The 21,137-nt window shown below is 54.0% G+C and carries 17 protein-coding genes; 11 read left to right on the top strand and 6 right to left on the bottom strand.

What is annotated here, in order from left to right:
- Position 1: 1 nt before the first annotated feature.
- The gene (locus IEY46_RS23085) at positions 2–886 is read left to right on the top strand and encodes a glycine betaine ABC transporter substrate-binding protein (RefSeq protein ID WP_188995436.1); all 885 of its coding nucleotides are present in this window, start codon (positions 2–4) and stop codon (positions 884–886) included.
- 117 nt (positions 887–1,003) lie between these two features.
- Here the strand turns inward: IEY46_RS23085 and IEY46_RS23080 are convergent, their stop codons facing one another.
- The 5 genes from IEY46_RS23080 to IEY46_RS23060 all read right to left on the bottom strand — a co-directional run bounded on the left by IEY46_RS23080 (position 1,004) and on the right by IEY46_RS23060 (position 4,985).
- Complete coding sequence (locus tag IEY46_RS23080) at positions 1,004–1,675, bottom strand: stalk domain-containing protein (RefSeq protein WP_188995434.1); 672 nt, start codon at positions 1,673–1,675, stop codon at positions 1,004–1,006.
- Between the two features lie 244 nt (positions 1,676–1,919).
- Positions 1,920–2,735, bottom strand: coding sequence for a 3'-5' exonuclease (locus IEY46_RS23075; RefSeq protein WP_268239542.1), 816 nt, complete (start codon positions 2,733–2,735; stop codon positions 1,920–1,922).
- Between the two features lie 89 nt (positions 2,736–2,824).
- Complete coding sequence (locus IEY46_RS23070; protein WP_229750476.1) at positions 2,825–3,022, bottom strand: hypothetical protein; 198 nt, start codon at positions 3,020–3,022, stop codon at positions 2,825–2,827.
- 218 nt (positions 3,023–3,240) lie between these two features.
- Positions 3,241–4,143: an aldo/keto reductase gene (locus IEY46_RS23065; RefSeq protein ID WP_188995429.1), complete on the bottom strand. Its 903-nt coding sequence runs from the start codon at positions 4,141–4,143 to the stop codon at positions 3,241–3,243.
- Between the two features lie 44 nt (positions 4,144–4,187).
- Complete coding sequence (locus tag IEY46_RS23060; RefSeq protein WP_188995427.1) at positions 4,188–4,985, bottom strand: SDR family oxidoreductase; 798 nt, start codon at positions 4,983–4,985, stop codon at positions 4,188–4,190.
- Positions 4,986–5,364: 379 nt separating this feature from the next.
- On the opposite strand from IEY46_RS23060, the gene IEY46_RS23055 reads away from it, so the two are divergent.
- From IEY46_RS23055 to IEY46_RS23020, 8 genes are all read left to right on the top strand, one after another.
- The gene (locus IEY46_RS23055; protein ID WP_188995425.1) at positions 5,365–5,724 is read left to right on the top strand and encodes a DUF948 domain-containing protein; all 360 of its coding nucleotides are present in this window, start codon (positions 5,365–5,367) and stop codon (positions 5,722–5,724) included.
- Between the two features lie 311 nt (positions 5,725–6,035).
- On the top strand, positions 6,036–6,872 hold the full coding sequence (locus tag IEY46_RS23050; protein WP_308422829.1) for a carbohydrate ABC transporter permease: 837 nt from the start codon (positions 6,036–6,038) through the stop codon (positions 6,870–6,872).
- 114 nt (positions 6,873–6,986) lie between these two features.
- Entirely contained in the window at positions 6,987–8,348 is a 1,362-nt protein-coding gene (locus IEY46_RS23045; protein WP_188995423.1) for an ABC transporter substrate-binding protein, read from the top strand.
- A 116-nt stretch (positions 8,349–8,464) separates the two neighbouring features.
- Positions 8,465–9,355: a carbohydrate ABC transporter permease gene (locus IEY46_RS23040; RefSeq protein WP_229750475.1), complete on the top strand. Its 891-nt coding sequence runs from the start codon at positions 8,465–8,467 to the stop codon at positions 9,353–9,355.
- Between the two features lie 3 nt (positions 9,356–9,358).
- Positions 9,359–11,773 (top strand): DUF5005 domain-containing protein, encoded by a 2,415-nt coding sequence (locus tag IEY46_RS23035; RefSeq protein ID WP_188995419.1) that lies wholly within the window; start codon positions 9,359–9,361, stop codon positions 11,771–11,773.
- A 36-nt stretch (positions 11,774–11,809) separates the two neighbouring features.
- Positions 11,810–13,309, top strand: a complete 1,500-nt coding sequence (locus IEY46_RS23030; RefSeq protein ID WP_188995417.1) for a DUF5005 domain-containing protein — start codon at positions 11,810–11,812, stop codon at positions 13,307–13,309.
- A 103-nt stretch (positions 13,310–13,412) separates the two neighbouring features.
- The gene (locus tag IEY46_RS23025; protein WP_188995415.1) at positions 13,413–14,354 is read left to right on the top strand and encodes an ROK family protein; all 942 of its coding nucleotides are present in this window, start codon (positions 13,413–13,415) and stop codon (positions 14,352–14,354) included.
- A 48-nt stretch (positions 14,355–14,402) separates the two neighbouring features.
- Complete coding sequence (locus tag IEY46_RS23020) at positions 14,403–17,015, top strand: glycoside hydrolase family 38 N-terminal domain-containing protein (protein WP_188995413.1); 2,613 nt, start codon at positions 14,403–14,405, stop codon at positions 17,013–17,015.
- A gap of 238 nt (positions 17,016–17,253) precedes the next feature.
- On the opposite strand, the gene IEY46_RS23015 is transcribed toward IEY46_RS23020, so the two are convergent.
- Positions 17,254–18,153 (bottom strand): AraC family transcriptional regulator, encoded by a 900-nt coding sequence (locus IEY46_RS23015; RefSeq protein WP_188995411.1) that lies wholly within the window; start codon positions 18,151–18,153, stop codon positions 17,254–17,256.
- A 245-nt stretch (positions 18,154–18,398) separates the two neighbouring features.
- Between IEY46_RS23015 and IEY46_RS23010 the strand changes: the two genes are divergently transcribed.
- The gene (locus IEY46_RS23010) at positions 18,399–20,138 is read left to right on the top strand and encodes a class I mannose-6-phosphate isomerase (protein ID WP_188995408.1); all 1,740 of its coding nucleotides are present in this window, start codon (positions 18,399–18,401) and stop codon (positions 20,136–20,138) included.
- Between the two features lie 30 nt (positions 20,139–20,168).
- On the top strand, positions 20,169–21,113 hold the full coding sequence (locus IEY46_RS23005; RefSeq protein WP_188995406.1) for an ROK family protein: 945 nt from the start codon (positions 20,169–20,171) through the stop codon (positions 21,111–21,113).
- Positions 21,114–21,137: the final 24 nt, after the last annotated feature.

The following is a 21,137-nucleotide window of genomic DNA, read 5'->3' as shown; positions in this document are numbered from 1 at the left end:
AATGAGAAATAAATCCTTGTTGATTATAAGTATAATCCTTATTCTGTCGGTTGTTGCCGCCGGGTGCTCCGGAAACAACAACGCAAAGAAAGCCAGGAACATCAAACTGGCTTACGTGGCCTGGGATTCGGAGATTGCCAGCACTAATGTGGTGAAGCAGGTTCTGACCACCAAGCTGGGCTATAAAGTGGAAATGCTGCAGGTGGATGCAGGACCGATGTGGCAGGGAGTATCCGATGGCAGCGCTGATGCCATGGTAGCAGCTTGGCTGCCTACTACACATCAAAGTTACCTGGAGAAATATAAGGACAAGATCGAAGACCTGGGTCCCAATCTTCAAGGCACCAAAATCGGTCTTGTTGTTCCTTCTTATATGGATATCAACTCCATCGAGGATTTGAAGAAGGATGAAACAGCCAAGCTTGTCGGCAGTAAAATAATCGGCATTGAGCCGGGCGCCGGGCTGATGATGTCCACAGAGGAAGTGTTGAAGGAATATGGGCTGGATAAATGGACCTTGCTGGAGAGCTCTTCTGCGGCAATGGCCCAGGAGCTGCAAAAAGCCTACAAGAACAAACAACCGATTATCGTTACCGGCTGGACTCCCCACTGGAAATTTGCCAAGATGGATTTGAAGTATCTGGAAGATCCCAAAGGCGTATACGGTGGTGATGAAGAGATTGATACCGTCGTTCGCAAAGGGCTGAAGGAAGACCAGTCGGACGCATATACCTTCCTTGACCAGTTCAACTGGACGCCGGACGATATGGCTGAGGTGATGGTTGAAATCCATGACGGCATGGACCCGGAAGCGGCAGCGGACAAATGGATCAGCGCCAATGAAGACAAAGTCCAGGAATGGATTAAAGGGATCGCGACTGAATAAACTTGACGGTCCTCTCCAGAAAGAACAGAAGAAACGCTGCACCGCTTGAATCACTTTGGATTCAGCGGTGCAGCGTTTTTTTGCAGCTGGAGCTGAGGCTCAGCAAAAGGGCTGAGCTTATTTATAGTACGATGTAGTTAAAGGAATAAATAGTGCGCCGTCTGCCGCTACGTCCGCATGGAAAAAAATGGACCCGACGCCTCCGATATCCACTTCAATGGTAACAAGGCCGTCATTCATCGCAACGGCGGTTTGTTTAAGCTCTGTATCTGTATCGGTGTCCTTGATAGATATTTTCTCAATATCCTTGCCTACCGCTGCGACTTGCAGGTACAGCTTGTTATACTTCTTCTTCGGATAAAGCATAAACGAGCTGCCGCGGCTGCTGGTTGCATTATCGAAGTAGACGTCTTTATAGTCTTTTCCATTATAGGTTGTCTTTGATGAATCCTTGGTATGGTACATCGAGTCAAACCCTTCGGCAATCGAAACGCCTTCGGACTTCTCGCCGAACTGGATCGTCCCCGATTTCTGATCGAAATCCACTGCGACATTCAGTACGTCTGCGACGGACCGCACTGGCAGATAGGTCGTATTATTGTATGTAATCGGAACTAGAGTATTGCCATTGCCGTCGCGGAGCTGTACAGGCTTCCCGTCTACTTTGAATTTCAGGCCCGCATTCAGATAGGCTTTAATTTGGGTCATATTTGCTCCGGCGTAAACGCCTGCGCTCGTTGCGGCGAACAGGGACAAGGCCACAGCGGCTGCGGCCACTTTTTTCTTCATGATCACGATCGCTCCTTTTATCGTTAAATATGTATGCAAATGTATGATGCCCGTGCAGTACGAGTATAAAGAACATAATGAGGGCTGGCAAGCAAACAACAGCTCAGGTTGTAAAGTTGGGCCGTTAGTATGGTTTTTTTATCCGTCCTTTAGGCGGATGGTCACAGTATTTGGTGGGAATTCCGGCCAACAAAAACTGTTGTCCCTCAAGACAACAGCTTCGTGCACAGCTATAACCTTCAAGTCAGCTTGATTGGTCTTTCCCGGGAAAAGGTTCGGCAGTGGAGACGGAACCTTCATGGCCTTTCTCCGCAGCAGGTACCGGCTTCGGCTGCTGGCTGCCAACGACGGAAGCGAAGTAAGTCTCTAGCTCAGCTGCTTTGCGCGGATCAGCCAAAGATACCTTGTCTTTCAAAAAATGCTCCACGATCAGCTCCCACTGTGGAACCACCCGTTGGGCATACATGGTGCGGACCGCATTCTTGACCATCCGCCGTTCCTTGGCATTGGAATAGACATCCTTAAAATACTGCGCCTGCGAGAAGTCCAGTCTTGGGGCCACCGCACGGAACACCTCCGCGGTCATTCGCGCATCGTCAAGCGCCCGGTGCGCGGATCCTTCTGGGACGATGTCCAGATGGGCAAGCGCGGTTTCGACGCTGACGTCATTGGTAAGCTTCTGGTCCCGAAGAAAGCCTTTCAATAAATCAAAGGCAAGCGCGCGCATCCAGTAAGCATCATCCAGTTTATGCATACGTGTATCGTAGATAATCCTTTTAATATCCTCGCCGCCCCAGGTTAGGAGTATATACGTTTCGCTGCGGTCCAGCCAGCGGATAAAATCAGCGATTACGGTCCGAAATCCCGCAGCCGTATCGATATCTTCTTGGGCAATCCCGGTCTTTCCCTTAATGAAGCTGTTCAGCTTGGAGAAATAGACGGGCTTGATCAAAGCAGAAAATTCATCCACCAGCCGGTAGTCCTCCGTGAGCCGTACCGCCCCGATCTCGATCACTTCCATCGGTTTGTCGCTGGCAAATTTCCGTCCGTTGAATTCAATATCCAGAATAATGTAGTCCGTAATGCTCGCCTCCGGTTTCTAACGCACGGTCCCCTGATAGGTAGCTGCTTCAAGTGACTGCTGCGTGCTTATTCCACAATAGCATGTTTGAATGTCTCCGTCGAGAATTCCGCAATCCGCAGCGATGATTTCCGTTGCCGCCAGGAGAATTGTGGCAGCGCACAAGTATGGGTGGCGGCCGCTGTCGTTGGCATCATTGAAAGCGGCTGAGCCTGGCCAACTGCAGCACCGATGATGGCCATCTGTGGCGGGAAAGGAGGCTGCAACCCGGAAAAACCTTCTTACAGCCGCGAATCCGCAGTCCAGCTGCCTGCAGAAAGGAAAAACCTTGCTGCACCCGCGTTTCCCGGGCTGCTGCGGTTCTCCAGTGGTATTGGGTTCAGCCGCATAACCAGACCGAATAAAAAAAGGGATACTGCAAAGATCGCAGTATCTCTTTTTGGGCTTAAAGCGGATAAAATTGGCCGCTGCGACGGAGCAAGGATCAGGTCAGCCCTGCCCAGGCAGGCTCGGCTACTTCTTTCCAGCGGTTCAGGATCATATCCATTTCGCTTCCGCTCAAAGCTCCGTTTGAGGCATGAAGCACATTAAGCAGCAGATGCTCGGGCTTGGTCGTTCCGACGATAGCGGTATCTACCTGCGGCACGGACAAAACAAAACGCAGCGCGATTTCCGTTATCTTGTCCTTATCGCCCTGAAGGAAAGGGAAATCCAACTTTGCCAGCCGCTCGATATAGGGATCAGGCGCATTCTCCAGACCTTGGCGCATCCAGACCGCATTGGCGATAGGACGCTTGGCGATTATGCCCATCTGTCTGGTTTGCGCTTCTTTAAGCGTAAGCGATATCGCTTGCTGGTCTGCGACATTGATGGAGGTTTCCAATGCATCGAAGATGTCAGTCCGGATGGCATACAGGGCATCGGTACTGTCGCCGCTGTATCCGATATAGCGGACCAGTCCATCCTCCTTCAACTTTTGTACAGCGGCAATCAGATCGCCCTGCCGCAGAATAGCCTCGGAACAGCTGTGAATCAGCACCAGATCCAGATAATCCGTCTTGAGCTCGGACAGGCTGCGCTCTACGCTGGGCCGGACGTTCCGGGCATCCCAATCGGGATAATCCAGTCCGACGCTTGTCCCCTCTCCGCATTTACTGAAGAGATAATAGTCGCTGCGCCGTCCTGCTAAAGCATTACCGAGCAATGCTTCGCTGGACTTATAGCTGGATGCGGTGTCGATCACATTAATCCCTTGCTCCAGAGCCGTGTGCAGGAGCAAATCGGCTTCTTTTTGCGATAGGTCATAGCTTTTCATTCCGATTTCAGCAGCTCCAAAACCAAGCACCGATACCTGCATATCCGTTCTGCCGAATTTTCTTTTCTCCATTATCCATCTACCTCCACGTATGATTCCGCTAACCATGCCTTCATCTAGCCGCGAATCAATGACTCCGCTCCATCGATATAGATTTCCGTGCCGCTGATATGGGACGATTCATCGGAAGCCAGAAACAGCACCAGATCCCCGCACTGCTCAATGCTGCCCGAATGTCCTTCCAGCGGCTGGCTGCCTTCCGGAAACTGAACCTCCAGCTTCACGTCATCCAGCGTAGGCGAAATATCGGTATTCTCATCGATATTGGTCTCGATCGCACCCGGACAGATTGCGTTCACGCGGATATGGGATGGACCCAGCTCCAGCGCGGTCATCTTCATTATGGCCACCTGGCCCGCTTTGCTTGCGCTGTAAGCGGTAGCGCCCGTATTCGAGAAGATCCGGTTGCCGTTGACGGAGCTGGTTATAATGACGCTGCCGCCGCCATTTTTCTTCAAATAAGGGACCGCGTATTTCAATGTCAAAAAGGTGCCGCGCAGATTGATCGATAGCGTCTGATCCCAATCGTCCACACCGAGCTCCTCCAGCGCGGCCCACTTGCCGTTAATCCCTGCATTGGCAAATACAATATCAATCTTTCCAAACTTTTCGGCCGCTTGCTGCATCCCTTTCTCGATCATTTCGGGAACAGCAACATCCGTTTCGAACACTTCCGCCCGGCCGCCCATCGCTTCGATCTGTTTTTTGACTTTATTGGCATTCTCCGGCGTTCGGTCCAGCATGCAGATTGCTGCTCCGTGCTTTGCCAGCTTCAAGGCCGTGCCTTTTCCGATGCCGGAGCCCCCACCTGTAATGACAGCTACTTTGCCTTGCAAACGTTGTTCGTTGCTCATCGTAAGAAAGACTCCTTTTTGAGTAGATTTATGGTTACCCTTGTATACACGGGAGGACATACGCTTGAACCAGCCCCTCCTGCAAATAATAGAGCTTCATCATGCCTTTTAAAAACGGTTGAAACAATATTCCGCGAGGGAATTGGCGAAACGGCTCGAATGTCGAATCATGTTATCTTAACCATTATGATTCATTTGACCTGTATTCATACAAGCGGCGTCGAAGCTTGTTGTATAAAGAATTCCGGTTGCTGTCGAAATAGGCGGCTCCGGTTTAATTGTTGTCAGATCGCGTCCGTCGGAGACGAATGCGGGCAATTTGGAATGTCCAGGCCTCCTCGGACATAGCCTGTTACATAATAAGAACAGGAGTTGAGATATGATTATTCAATGGAGTATAGCTGCCGCTTCGGTTGCTTTTGTCGGCCTGGTCGTTTATCTGATTCAGACTTTGCAGAAGGGAATGGTAACGCTCGGGGAGACGAATAAGACGCTTGCAGAGGTAAGGAATGCGGTTCACGGCTTAACCAAAGAAGCGAATCAGCTGATTCATACCGCGAACCAGATTACCGTGGATGTGAAGGGGAAAATGAAAAACGTGGACCCGCTGCTGGAATCCGCCCACGATGTAGGTGAAGTGATTCAGAACGTGACCCATTCCTTCAGACAAGCTGCCAAGCAGGTCCATGCGGCCAAGGATGCGCCGCGTAATCCGCAGGTGCAGATCAAGATGAAATAGCTTGGGACGTAAGGCGGGGCCGGAGAAAAAGAAAGGAGCTTGCTAAATAATGGGACAAGCCGCACTCGAAGCCCGAAGCCCGATTGACGCTTATAACCCATTGCAAGCTCCTTAATGGCCTTTTTTCCATTCAACTGCGGTTGTTATCAGTGACGGTTTCTATGTGAATCGGAACAAGCTCTGCCCCGGAAACGATGTCTCCATATTATAAAAATTAGGCCAAGAAACAAAAAGACACGTCCGGGAATAACGCGTAAACTGTGTATATTGTTGAAAGCGGATACAAACAAACGATATGAGGAGATCACAAAATGGTAATGAAACCGGGCGAAGTCATTCATCGTTTCCTAGTTTACGGCTTGCTCATTATAGGCAGCCTCATCTTTATTTTGCCGCTCGTGTGGCTGTTGTCCACCTCTCTCAAAGGGGATATGGTACTGTTCGATATTCCTCCGAAGTGGATTCCCGATCCGTTTCACTGGGACAATTACAAGAAAGCCGTCCAGACGTTTCCATTTTTCCGGTACACGTTGAATACAGTTTTTATAACTCTGATGGCGATGATCGGCTCGCTGATGTCATCATCCTTCATCGCTTATGCCTTCGCAAGGCTGCGTTGGCCGGGGCGGGACGCGTGGTTCATCATCCTGCTTGCAACAATGATGCTGCCTTCCCAGGTGACGATGATTCCGCTGTTCATCCTGTTCAAGGAGCTCGGGTGGGTGAACACGTATCTTCCACTCATTGTACCGTTCTTCTTCGGCAGCGCTTTTTATATTTTCCTGGTCCGGCAATTTTTCCTGACCATTCCGAAGGAGATGAGCGAGGCGGCCAAAATCGACGGCTGTTCCGAAGTGTACATCTGGTGGAGGATCTTCATTCCTCTCTCCAAACCGGCCCTGGCCACCTTGGGGATATTCACCTTTACGCTTACCTGGAACGACTTTCTCGGTCCGCTGATTTATTTGAACAATCCACAGGACTTCACGCTTGCGCTTGGACTGAGAAGCTTCCAACAGCAGTTCGGAACCCGCTGGAATGTCATGATGGCCGCTTCCTTGCTGGTCATGCTCCCGACGATCGCCCTGTTTTTCTCCTTCCAACGCTACTTTATCGAAGGGGTTACGCTGACAGGAGTGAAGGGGTAACGATAACGATTCCCCGTATTGGGGAAAGGGGGAATGCTGGTTTCCGCATAAGAATCGAAGCAGTGTCCGCAATCGCATGATAGAAGAACGAACCATTCTGTGGGAGGTCAAACCATGAATATTAAAAAAAGCGCATTTATTCTTATCGCCGTACTTCTGTTTGTTTCATTGCTCTCGGCGTGCTCCAGCTCCAATAACAACAAGCCGGCCGGGAACGCGGAGCCGTCACCAAGCAACTCTCCGTCCGGGGAAACGACAGCTCCAGCCGATACGGCGGAGCCGGTCAAGATCTCCTTCTGGCACATCTATTCCGATGGTCCGATGAAAACGCTGATGGATCAGCTGCTCGCTGACTTTCAGAAGGAGCACAAAAACATCACGGTCGACCAGCTCGGCGTCAATTTCTTCGATTATTGGACGAAGCTATCGACAGCCATGGCAGCCGGCAGCGGCCCCGATCTTGCGCTTAACGACACCAGCACGCTGCCTTCCCGCGCCAAGTCCGGTGCGATTCTGAACGTGGATTCGTTCATCGAGAAGGACGGCGTCAATCTGGCTGATTTCTTCCCGGTGCTGGTCGACAAGATGAAGTATGATGGCAAAATGTTCGGCATGCCCAACGACACGGACGTACGAGTGCTCTATTACAACAAGAAGATGTTCAAGGATGCGGGATTGGACCCGAACAAGCCGCCAGCCAATTGGGATGAGCTGGAGCAATACGCCGACAAGCTGACGAAGTGGAACGATAAGAAAATGCTCGACGTTATCGGATTCTCCCCGTCGATCGGCAATCTTCACCTGTGGACGATGGCTTGGGCGAACGGCGGCGGCTTCTGGGATGACCAAGGGAAGCCGACCTTCAACAAACCGGAGAACGTGGAAGCATTGACGTGGATGAAGAAAATACAGGATAAATACGGTGTGAAAGCAATGTCCGCCTTCAATTCTCAGGCAAGCGCGCTTGGCTTCAGCCCCTTCATTGCCGGCAAAGCGGCCATGGTAGTGGACGTGAACAATCTTTACCAGGATATCAAGACGCGCGCCCCGGATATGGAGTTCGGCATCGCCCCGATCCCTTACACGAAGACACCAGCAAGCTGGTCGGCCGGATTCGATCTGGAGCTCGTGAACAACAAGGACGACAAGCGTGCCGCAGCCGCATGGGAACTGATGAAATATTTGACGAGCGCGGACGTGCAAGTCAAGATTCATGAAGCTTCCGGCTCTCTCGTATCCAACGTGAAAGCGGCGCAGGATCCGAAATTTATGAACGATGAGAATTGGAAAATGATCGTCGATCAGATGAAGGTTTCGAGATTTATCGAGTATGTGGAGGCTATGCCTTCGTGGCATGGCAATCTCGATCCGGTCGAGCAGTCGGTGCTGAACTCCGGCAAGGATCCGCAGAAAGCACTCGATGAAGCGCAGAAAAACGCCGAGAACGCTCTGGCTAACTTCGGCAAGACGCAGTAATTTCGGGCAAGAAGCAGCAGCAACAGAGCATTTCGAAATTCGTCCGTCCGCTTAACCGGCAGACGGACGAATTTAAACAGAAAGGGGCCCGGTCCGCCATGCGAGGGAAGCGTCCGATGAAATTGAGCACGAGGGAAGCCCTGAACGGGTATTTGTTTTTTTCGCCGGGGTTGCTCGGTTTTCTGGTATTTATGGCTTTTCCGATCCTGTTTTCGCTGTACCTGAGTTTTACCTCCTACAATATGTACAACTCGCCCAAATGGGTCGGGCTGCTGAATTACAAAATCATGTTCACCGAAGACCCGCTTTTCTATAAAAGCTTAGGCAATACCTTGTATTACGTGGCGCTCAGCGTTCCGCTCAATACCGCATTTGGCGTGCTGATTGCGATTTTGATGAATCAGAAAGTGAAGGGAATCCGGCTATTCCGAACGATTTTCTTCCTGCCGAGCGTCGTGTCGGGCGTAGCTGTCGCGCTCTTGTGGCAGTGGATTCTTGATGGCAACTTCGGACTTATCAACTCGTTCCTGTCCAATTTCGGCATTACCGGCCCAGGCTGGCTGACCGACGAGCATTGGTCGAAGCCTTCCATGGTGCTCATGAATCTGTGGGCCGTAGGCGGGGGCATGATCGTTTATCTGGCCGGTTTGCAGGGGGTGCCGCGCACGTTGTACGAGGCAGCCAAAGTGGATGGCGCGGGACGTCTCCGGCAGTTCTGGAACATTACGCTTCCGATGCTGACGCCTACGATCTTCTTCAATGTGATCATGGGCATTCTCGGCGGCTTCCAAGTGTTTCTTCAGGCCTATATCATGACGGGCGGCGGCCCAAACAACTCGACGTTGTTTTACGCTTTCCTGCTCTACAACAAAGCTTTCAAGGATTTGCAGATGGGCTATGCGTCCGCGCTTGCCTGGGTGCTGCTCTTTATTACGATGGTGTTCACGTTGATTATTCTCAAGACGAGCTCCCGTTGGGTTTATTACGAAGGCTCCGAACAAAGGTGAGTTATGGACCGTGAAAATAAGAAAGTGGATTTCGGGATGACGGGACGCAGGGGAAAATGGTTCGCGGCTGCCGGACTGGCCGCTGTAATGTCGGCCGCCGTCTGGTTCACAGCCATGCGGATGGCGGATAAAGTGGATGATGTGCCGCATCATGCCGGATACGGCGAATTCATTCCTGTGGCCGAATCGTCCGGCAAAGCGATGGACGGCTGCAAAGCTGGAAATGCCGCCAACCAGTCTGGTATGTATGGAACGGCGGCCAAATCCCAGACGCACACCAACCGGGCGGGAACGATGTGGTGCGTGGAAACGGCAGACGGGGAGCAGGCCAGTCTTGTATTTGATTTCGGCCAGGTGCAGCCGCTTGGGGAAATGTGGGTGTGGAACTACAATTTTGCGGACACGACTTCGCCGAAATCCTCTTTTATTCATAGAGGTCTGAAGAACATCCGGATTTATACTTCTGCGGATGGGGATTCATGGTCGGAGCTCAAGGGGGGAGATTATCCCTTCCAGCTAGCCGAAGCGGACGGCTCCGACCGTCTGCGGGCGACCAATCTTAATGACGGACACAGCAGTCCTGTACGTTTCGGCGGCATACCCGCCCAATATGTGAAGCTGGTTGCCGATACAGATCCCGGCAAGGGCAATTGGTCTCCGATCGGGCAGGAGGAGCGCATTTTCGGACTAAGCGAGGCGCGTTTTTACAGATACGCCGAGGAAGTCGTATACAAAGGCGGCATCAGCCCCGTTCAGGCGGTGGATTCTTCCGGCAGCGAAACGTCGCATCCCGAGCATGTCGTCAACCATTACGGCATGTCGGGGGTAAATGGCAAGCACGACACCCATGGGAATGACGTTCGGACGATGTGGCTGGCGTCCTCAGGGTCCCCGGGTGCGAAAGAACCGGCTTCGCTGACGGTCGATCTGGGCGGAACCTATCCGCTGGGGGAGATGCAGGCGTGGAATTACAACGGGGTAGATGGTTCCGGCAAGATACTGACGGATCGGGGCTTGAAGAACGTCCGCATTTATTATTCGATCGACCGTCGCGATTGGACCGAGCTGAAGGGTGAAGGTTACCCCTACAGACTGGCAAAGGCGGATGGAAGTGGGAAACTGGCCGCCACGAATCTGGACGGCGGCAAGCGTCAGCCGATTGAATTCGGCGGTGCATCCGCCCGATACGTGAAGCTGGTCCCGGCCGGTGGAGCCGGGACAGGAAACTGGGAAGGTGAAGCGGATGGTCATGCGCTATACGGGTTAAGCGAGCTCCGTTTCTACAGCACTGCGGGAATCGCCGCAGAGCCGGCGCAGGAATGGACCGGGCTGTTCAGCCGATATGACGGCTGGACGGGCGCGGACGGCATCTTCTCGATTCCGCTTAATGGCAACGAAGCTCCCGGCAGCGCCACCGCACCAATCAAGACGCTGTTTCTGTTCAGCGATACGTATGTCGGCAGCGTCAACCCGGTGTCACATGCCCGTGAATCGGGCGGTATTGTGAACAATTCCGTGGCGATGCTTGACGGCAGCTTGCCGGACCCGGCAGCGGTCCGGTTCGAATGGGCGCCGAAGACGGCGGACCTCGCCTTGTTCACGCCGAAGACGCCGGCCGCCAAGGCAATGCCTGGAAGCTGGTACTGGCTGCAGGACGGAATTGCCCGGGGGAACAAGCTCTACCTGTTCCCGCTGCTGATGGTGAAAGATCCGGCGCAGCCCCCCGGATTCCAGTTCGCCATCGGTGGCGTGTCCATGGTATCCGTCCCGCTGGAAGCGGACGGTCCACGCTATGAGATTCAGGAGCAAGTCGACACGCCATTGTACCGGAAGCTCCCGGACGGAAGCGAAATGACATTCGCCGCCGGCATTATGGATAACACCGAGCTTGCGGGTGCTCCCCACCCGGACGGATACATTTATGTCTACGGGTACAAGAGTGACACCAAGGGAGTGAAACGGCTCATTGCTGCTCGCACGATTCCGGAGCAGCTGGAGACTTTCCAGGCATGGCGGTATTGGAACGGGAGCGCTTGGTCGACGCGTATGGAGGAAGCAGCGACGCTGATGGACGGTGTTTCTCCGGAACTGAGCGTCACACCTATGAAGGAAGGGCGATGGAAAGGCAAGTATCTTCTCGTCTATGAGAAGGATTCGATAGGCGGTATGGTCACTTATGCCGTTGCGGATTCGCCAGTTGGTCCGTTCGGTCCGGCGACACCGCTGTTCCACACTCCGGAACCGGAGGACGGACAAGGAATCATAACTTACAACGCCAAGGCTCACCCCCATCTGTCCGGCAAAGATGAGCTTCTGATTACGTATAATGTCAACTCGACCGATGCGATGGCAAATACGGTCAATGGGGATATTTATCGTCCCCGGTGGCTCAGGCTCAGAGAAATTGCTCCCAAATAGGTAGAGTGAATGATAAGGCAGGAGGGATCAAGCGCCATGATGAACGTGTATGAAACTTCAAAACCCGACAAGAGTGGCGACCGGATACCGGTTCGCCGGACGTGGACCTCGGACCCGGATTCGCCCCTTGGCAGCGGCACATCCGGCCCTTCATTACCGAAAGGGGAGCGGCCGAAGACCGTCTTCGACTTCGGTGCAACGTATCCGCTCGGGGAAATAAGAGTGAATGGTATCAGCCTGATAGCGGCCGAATATTCTCTGAACGCCAGGGATTGGTTTCCGCTGAAGGGAATCGCGGGCGGTGGCTCCGCTGTGTTGGAAGGCGGCGGTAGCCCGGCCAGATATGTGTGCGTCATCACGGATGAAGAGGTGCCAAGTGGCGATGGGGCGAAGGCCGGCATCAAGTTTTATGCCGGCAGAGGATTGGCCGCAGAACAGGATGAAGCCTGGACCCGGCTGTTTCACCGGCAGGAAATCTGGAGCGGGGCGGACGGGATCTATTCGATCCCCTTCAATGGCGTGGAGACACATGGGCGTGCCGGGGGAACTAAAACGTTATTTCTGTTCGGGGATACCTTCGTGGGCGGCGTTGACAAGACGACGGACGAACGGCTCTCCCCGGTGATGCTCAATAATACGATGGCGGTGCTGGAAGGCGATAAGCCTGATCCGGACGCCATAACCTTCTTGTGGAACAGCGGGGGCGACTCGCCTGCCAGCGCCATCGCCCCAACCACTCCCAAGGCGCTGAGCGAGGCGGACACTTACTATTGGCTGCAGGACGGGGCCGCTATCGGAGGAGCGTTTTATTGCTTTCCGCTCATTATCGGTCCCGACCCGGACGGACCGGAAGGGTTCCAATTTGCCGTGCATGGCGTCACCATGGTTTCTGCTCCTATGGGAGAGCGAGGCCCCGAGCTGGATAAGCAGGTACAGGTGGATACCCCGTTATCCTTCGTCTCGTCCGGCGGACATTCGACCTATTTCGGCGCTGCGGTAATGCCGAACACGGCAGAGGCCGGGGTGCCTAATCCGGATGGATACGTCTATGTGTACGGAATCCAGAACGACAAGGCTGCCAAGCTGGTCGCCGCTCGTGCCCCCGCCGGGGATTTCGTCAACTTCGACAGTTGGACCTATTGGAACGGCGGTGAATGGACGGCCCGCAAGGAGGATTGCGTGCCGATCGTCGAAGAAACCTCGTGCGAGGTCAGCGTATCTCCGATGGTTGGAGGATTCCTGGACGGCCAATACGTCATTGCATTCCAGCAAGGCGGCACGACTGGCAACCACGTGGCCGTTTATTGCGGAGACAGTCCCGTGGGTCCATTCGGTTCCGCTATTCCGTTGCATTATTGCGCGGAGCCGGAAGAAGGCAAAGGCATTTACGCTTATAACGCCAAGGGGCACCCGCATTTGTCGCCCGGCGGCGAACTGCTGATCAGCTACAATATCAACACGACAAGTATGGATATGCATATGGCGCATGCGGGTATTTACCGTCCCAGATTCATTCGGCTGCGGCAAATCCCATGAACCAAATGCAGGCAAGGCGGCATGCACCGCCGTGGCTTGTGAACGGAAGGCCTGCTTCGCATTCCGCCAGTCAGAATATCCGAACAGGATGGGAGTACAGGCCATGAGAAAGTACGCGATTGTCTTTGATGTAGGCGGATTATTTATTAAAGCGGCCGTCCTGAGCGAGCTGGGGAAAGTGGTTCCCGGCACTTATATGATCTATCCGTCCAGATCGAAAGAGGCGAAGGATGAAATTTTGAGCCATCTTATCGATTTGATCAAACAGCAAACAAGCCGGATAACGGATAAGCACTTTCGGATCGAAGGCATCGGATATGCCTTTCCGGGTCCCTTCGATTACGATAAAGGCATCAGCTATATTAGCGGAATCGATAAATTCGAGGAAATCTACGGGGTGAATCTCCGGGAAGAGCTCTTAAGCAGGCTCGGCCGTGAAAGCTTCTTTACCTATAAGCGCACGCCGGACTTTCATATCGTGTTCGAGAACGACGCTAATCTGTTCGCGCTCGGCGAATACGTAGCGGGGAAAGCCCGCCGCTACCCCAAATCGATATGCATCACAATTGGGACCGGGGCGGGGTCGGCCTTCATCGAGAGAGGCGAGCTGATTAAGAACCGGCAGGATGTGCCCCCGAACGGGTGGGTCTATAACCAGCCTTTCCGCGAATCGATCGTGGACGATTACATCTCCAAGCGGGGTATTCTACGGCTCATGAGCGATGCCGGCATGGATACCGCGAATCTGGATATCAAAAATCTGGCCGAATTGGCCATGGACGGCGATGCGGAAGCGATCGGCATATTCAAGCGGTTCGGTGAAATGATCGGGGAGATGCTGGTTCCCTTCCTCCGGTCTTTTCAACCGGATGCCGTCGTCATTGGCGGCCAGATCGTGAAGAGCAAGGCTTTGTTTCTGGAAAGCACCAAGGCCGTGCTGCGGAATTATCCCATTACCCTTGAAATTACAGACGAAACTTCCATAAGTACGTTTGCAGGCGTGTCGAGGCTGCTCGCGCAGCAGAAAAATGTCATGAAACCTTGACCGCACCTGCATGCGAACCATCATGCCACCCGGAAATGAGGCCATCGTATGACCAGAATCAAAGAAATACTCGTATATCATCACAGCCATCTGGATGTGGGTTATACCCATCCGCAGCCCGTGCTCTGGGAGCTGCAGAAAACGTATATCGATCAGGCGATCGATCTGTGCGAGCAAACCGCGAACGATTCTGCCGAGAACCGCTTCTATTGGACATGTGAGGCGACCGCGCCGGTGATGAAATGGCTGGAAGACGCCGAAAGCCGTCAGGTAGAACGGTTTGCCGCCTGCTTGCGCAGCGGGCAAATCTGCATTTCGGCCACGAATATGCACGGCACGCCGCTATGCAGCGCCGAAGAGATAGCACGAATGCTTTATCCGGTCAAAACGCTGCGCGATAAGTTCGGAATCACCATCCGCACGGCGATCAACCATGATATCAACGGGCAGCCGTGGTCTTTTGCGCAGCTGCTGACGGATGCCGGAGTGGAACTCTATACGACAGGCATCAATACGCATTTCGGCGGCATCCCGCTGACTAGACCAAGCGTCTTTCGTTGGGCGGCGCCGGACCGGAGTGAGCTGCTCACTTTCCATGGGGAGCATTATTCACTGTTCACCCAATTCTGCTCGCTGGAGGAGATGAGCACCGGGCTCATGAAGCAGGGGCTGGACCGTTATATAGCCCGGCTTGAAAGCGAAGGGTATCCGTACGATTTCATCTACCTGTCAGCGACCAATATACCGATGCTTGATAATACACCGCCAGATCAAGAGCTGCTGCGGATGATCAGGTTATGGAACGAAGAGGGCCATGAGCAGCGCATCCGAATGGCAACGCCGGAGATGCTGCTTGATAGGCTGCGGGAGCTGCCGCGTGAAGAAGTGCCAGTCTTCCATGGCGACTGGACCGACTACTGGAACTTCGGGGCCGCAAGCTCCGCGGACGAGACGAGCCTAAGCCGCCGGACCAAGATCAGCTTGAAGAGCGCGGAATTTCTCGCCGCCGCTTTTCCCGGCACGGACGGGCAGCACGCGAATATGTACAATAAAGCCTGGGAACAGGTGCAATTGTACGACGAGCATACGTGGGGAGCGAACATTTCCGTGGTCGATCCGGACGCACGATTCACCAAGATCCAGTGGATGCACAAGGCGCATTCCGCCTACCAAGCCAACAGTCTCAGCGGGTATCTGCTGAACTGCGAGCTGGAGCGGCTCGCCGGCAATCCGCTTCAGTCCGGCAAGCCTGACGGCGTCCTGCTCGTGAATCCTTCGGCCGTGGAGCAGACAGTTGATGTCCGCCTGCCGGACTATTGGTTTCATGAAGGAAGACATACGTCCGCGGCACGGTTCCATGCGAATCAGAACAATGGCGATACGGACTGGATGCTGCCGTCCCGGGGGACGGTCGCTCTGCCGCCGTTCAGCTACAAGTTCGTTTCTGTGCAGGATGCGGATGATTTACCCGCTTTGGCCTCCGCAGACACCGATGTATCCGTAGCGGAAGGAAGGGTGGAGACACCATATTACCGGCTGTCGATCGATCCGGAGACGGGTAGAATTACGGAACTGGTCGACAAGATCAGCGGTTGGCAGCTGATCGATCCGGGCAGCGAGTGGACGTTCTTCCAATTCGTCCGGGAGACGCCGGACTCGCTGCATAACAGACAGCATCGGGAGACGTTGTTCAAACGGGAAATCGAGAAATGCAACAACAGCATCAGCTGCTGGAATCATGGATGGAAGGCCGACAGAAAGGGAGCGCAGCGGCTCGTCTCGATGTCGACAGATCTGCATGCTTCCGGGGTCACACTGACCCTGATATGGGAAACGCCGGGCGTTCGCCGGCTGGAACAGAAGATTACCCTGTTCCACGCTGAGCCGGGAATCGAGCTTAGCGCTTCGATGGATATGGAGGATACGCGGGAGCCGGAAGCGATTTATTTCGCTTTTCCGCTTCAGTTGAACAAGGATTGGAAGGCGGTCTACGACAGCGCCGGCGCTCTGATCCGGCTGGACGAGGACCAACTGCCGGGCGTATGCCGGGACTGGGTCACCGTCGATCAAGCGGTATCCATGTACGACGGAAGCCACGGCGTCACGCTGTCTTGCCCCGATGCCCCGTTGGTTCAGATCGGTGATTTCAACTTCGGCCAGGAGAGCCGTTCGATCCCGAGAAATGAAAATCCGCTACTGCTGGCGTGGCCGGTCAACAATTATTGGGATACCAATTTCAGAGCTTCCCAGCCAGGAAGGGTGACAGTCAAATATCGGCTGCACACGTTCACGGCATTCGAGCCTTCAGAGATGATCCGGCAAGGCATCCTCGCCTCCCACCCGATACAGATGTTTCCTGTTATCGACTGTCCGGTGGACAAGGAAGACACGCTGCTGGAAGCAGCCGGGGAAGGCGTCGTTCCCGTATATGTCAAACCGGCTGCAACCGGTGACGGAATGATTGTCCGCCTGCACAACTGGAAGGACGAAGCGGCAGCTTTCGTCATCAGGATACCGGGAACGCGGATTGTGCAAGCATTCCAGGCCAATATACTGGAGGAGAACCTCTCTGAGCTCCCCTTGACCGAAGGCGAAGTTCACGGGCGGCTTGAAGCAGGCCAGCTGATTACGCTTCGCCTTCATCGGGCCGTGCGAGAATAACCGGCAGTTCCATTGACATGATAACACCCCTTCGGATCGTCGCTGCAGGGGGACAGGGCGTAATGTCATCCGTCCTGTCCCCTTTCATGCGGTTCGTTCCGAAGGGGTGATTGTCAAGTTCTGGGTTCGTGGCGTGACTATGTCACGGTTCAGAGGTGATTATAAGGCGCTTAATATGGTGCTTATGTTGTGCTAATAAGAAGCTCATCCGGTATCGATCGGGCAGCGCAGCGCACCACTAGAACAACTCCGTATGTTCCTTCAGCTTCTTGAGAAATTGTCCCGGAGGCGCGCCCATTTCCGTTTTGAACACCGTCGTGAAGTAATGAACTGTATCGAAGCCGGTCTCCTCTGCGACCCGTTTAATGGACCAGTCCGTAGTGGTCAGCAGAATGACTGCCTGACGTATCCGTTCTTTGCGCACGTAATTCGTAAACGTCTGACCCAGTTCCTCGCTGAACAAGCGGGACAGGTGGCGCGGGGATACGTGCAGATGCTTCGTCACCGAGGCGAGGTTCAGATCCTGCGCCAGATTGTCCCGGATATACAGCTTCGCCCGATGCACCAAGCTGGAGGACGAAGGCTGGCTCACACGCAATTTCGCAGCGCTCCGCGTATCGGCGAATGTGCATTCAAAGGCAGTAATAAGCGCGCCCGACAAGCCGAGGATACTGTCCTCGAAGAAACGCTCGGCATGTTTGACCTGCTTCAGCAGCGCCAGCCAGATCATGACGGCAGGCAGCTGCTCCGCCTGCTGGATATGGAACGTCCTGAATTTCTCCATGTTCTGAAACCGACGGACCCCTTCTGTGGAAGATTCGGAAGGGATCATCTCGAACGCAACGAAAATAATGAATAACCCTTCGCTGCTAATAATTTGATGCTTGAGATGGGGACGGGACATGAACAGCGTTCCAGGATTTAGAGGAACCCGGTCTTCCCCCTCCTCATAAGTGCCTTCCCCGTCGATCACGTAACAGATTTCAAAGAAAGAGTGTTTGTGCACATGGTTCGTGTACAGCTTCTTCTCGCCCCCCCAATAGTGGACATAGAAGGATAATTCCGAACCGCGCAAATTGACCGCGAAATCGTTCAGAACGGCATTGCTGTTATCAAGTTCCTGTTGAGTGAAATTCATTTTGTCTGACACCATCCGATTGAAAGGCGATATTCGTCGCAGTCTTGGAAGCGCTCTTTTTGGAGGAGATATACCCATCATACTGGAGAAGGAAAACGAATTCAATGAGTGTGCGACCGTGTCTATTTTTTATAAATTACTGTCTCCTCTTTACAAAGACTTCCGGGCGGCTAGCTCCTACAATGAATATAATTTCCGCATATGCAGAAATAGAATCAGAATCAGAGGAAAAGGGGTGCCTCAACATGCCATCATACGAAAAAGAACCGTTCATTCCGATTTCCGGCAGGGACAGCGAGGTGTGGCAAGGATACTCCGCCATTGTCCGGCAACTGGAAGGCGTTATTAAACCGCAAGGGAAAACGGTTATCGTCATCGAGTGTTATCCGGCCGTAAGAATAAACGAAATTCTGAATGGGCTTCAGGCTCTGAAGCCGGTTCGAATTATCAGATCCGAGGATGCGGCGCTGGATTCTCAGCAGTTGGAGGCGAAGCTCTCACGGTATTTAACGGACGATCGCGTCTTCGGCTATATGGCGCCATTTACGATAGATGAATGGTACGACGCCGGCAAGCTTGCGGCGCTAACGAAGGAAATGCAGGAGATCCGGGAAGGCGTTGTCATCGCGATCGGGTTCGGAGCGTCATTGCTGGGAGCCGGCGACCTTCTGATTTATGCCGATCTGGCGCGTTGGGAAATTCAGCAGCGGTACCGGAGCCGGGAGTTCGGCAATTGGCAGGCGGATAATAGCAATGAAGAAATCCTCAAGAAGTACAAACGCGGGTTCTTCGTCGAATGGCGTACGGCGGATCGTCTGAAGCGCGGGCTGCTCCCGCAGGTGCATTATTATCTGGATACGAATCGGAAGGACGACCCCGCAATGCTGACGAAGAATGCCTTGCTTGCGGGACTCGGACAGGCGGTGAATCGGCCGTTCCGACTTGTCCCCTACTTCGACCCTGGCGTCTGGGGCGGCCATTGGCTTGAAGAGAAAATCGGCCTTGAGCCCAAGGATCATCCTTACGCATGGGGATTTGACGGCGTGCCGGAAGAGAACAGCTTGTATCTTCAATATGGCGGGACAAGGGTGGAGATCCCTTCCATCAACCTGGTGTTTTTCGAACCGAAGGCTCTGCTGGGCGAAGGGGTATTCGCGCGTTTCGGAGCGGAATTCCCGATTCGCTTCGATTTCCTGGATACAATGGGCGGACAACCGTTAAGTCTCCAGGTGCATCCGCTGACGGATTATATTAAAGACCGGTTCGGAATGTCCTATACGCAGGATGAGAGCTATTACATTCTCGATGCGGATGACGATGCGGTCGTTTACCTGGGATGCAAGGAAGAGGCCGATCCCGAAGCGATGATGCGCGATCTTGAGCGGGCTCAAGAGGGAGAGATATCGTTTCCGGCGGACCGGTACGTCAATATTTTCCCGGCCCGCAAGCACGATCATTTCTCCATCCCTGCCGGTACGGTGCATTGCTCCGGGAGCAACGCCATGGTGCTCGAAATCAGTGCGACGCCGTATATCTTTACTTTCAAGCTGTGGGACTGGGACCGCCTGGGACTGGACGGGAAGCCACGGCCGGTGCATTTGCAGCATGGACGGCGCAACATTGAGTGGGACCGCCGGACCGACTGGGTAACGCGGAATTTAATCAATCAGGCGGAGCAGATCGCGGGGGGCGATGGGTGGACCGAAGAGCGAACAGGCCTTCACGGGCTGCAATTCATCGAGACCCGGCGCCACTGGTTTACGAGCAAGGTCGATCATTACACAAACGGCGGAGTTCAAGTGCTGAATCTCGTGGAAGGGGAGGAAGCGGTCGTGGAAAGTCCGACCGGCGCTTTTCCGCCTTTCACAGTCCATTATGCGGAGACGTTCATTATTCCGGCAGCCGTCGGACATTACTCGATCCGTCCGTCTGATCGAAGCCAAGGGAAGCCCCTGGCAACCATCAAAGCGTATGTCAGAACTTGAATTCGATTACCGGCATAGGGGGATTCCGGCGTGAACATCACCATAGATTTCGGCGGAACGAATATTAAAATTGGTCTGGTTGAGGCCGGAATGGTGGCCGCAAAAAAAAGCATTCCGGCTCATTCGGCAGGAGGTCTTGGCTCTCGCTTGCCTGACGTGGAACGATCCGTCCACGAACTGCTCGCGAAAGCGGGCGTATCGCTGCAGCAGTGCAGCGGCATCGGTCTGGCACTCCCCGGCATTGTCGATTCGAAGCGCAAGCAGGTGCTCTCGGCAATTAAAGATAAATATACCGATGCGGCCGGATTCGATTTCACGCACTGGACCAATTCGGCATTTTCCCTCCCGCTGGCTATGGAGAACGACGCCAGAGCGGCCCTTATCGGGGAAGCGGCATATGGAGCCGCCCGGGGCGCCAAGGATGCGGTTCTCGTAATATTCGGCACCGGCATCGGGACGGCTGCGATCATGAACGGTGCCATCGTTCGGGGATCTCATTATCAGGCGGGTATTCTCGGCGGACATCTGGCAACCGATATCTATGGCGAGACGTGCTTATGCGGCAACGTCGGCTGCCTCGAAGCCCAGGCAAGTCACTGGGCTATCCCGCAGCGGGCGGGGAAAATCGATGGATTCTCTTCAAGCGCGCTGGCCCGGGAAAACCCGCTTGGCTACGAGGGCGTCATCAAGGCCTACGCAGAAGGGGACGAGTGCGCCCGGCAGCTTATGGACGATCTTATCCTGCACTGGAGCGCGGGCATCGTCAATTTGATTCATGCTTACGATCCAGAAGTCGTCGTACTTAGCGGAGGTCTGATGAAGTCGGCGGCGTACTTGCTCCCGCGTGTGGCTGAGCGGGTCCTGGCACTGGCATGGACACCTTGGGGGACACCCCGTTTCGAGGTTGCGGAAGACCCGGAAATATCGGTTATGCTGGGCTTGTCCCATTTGCTTTGCGAAGCGCGGAGGCCATGAATCTTGGAAAAGAAGGAGAACTGC

The sequence above is a fragment of the Paenibacillus nasutitermitis genome (assembly GCF_014641075.1).
Lineage (GTDB): Bacteria > Bacillota > Bacilli > Paenibacillales > Paenibacillaceae > Paenibacillus_Z > Paenibacillus_Z nasutitermitis.
The sequence above is the reverse complement of the archived record's forward strand: the minus strand, read 5'-3'. Positions and strand labels throughout refer to the sequence as shown.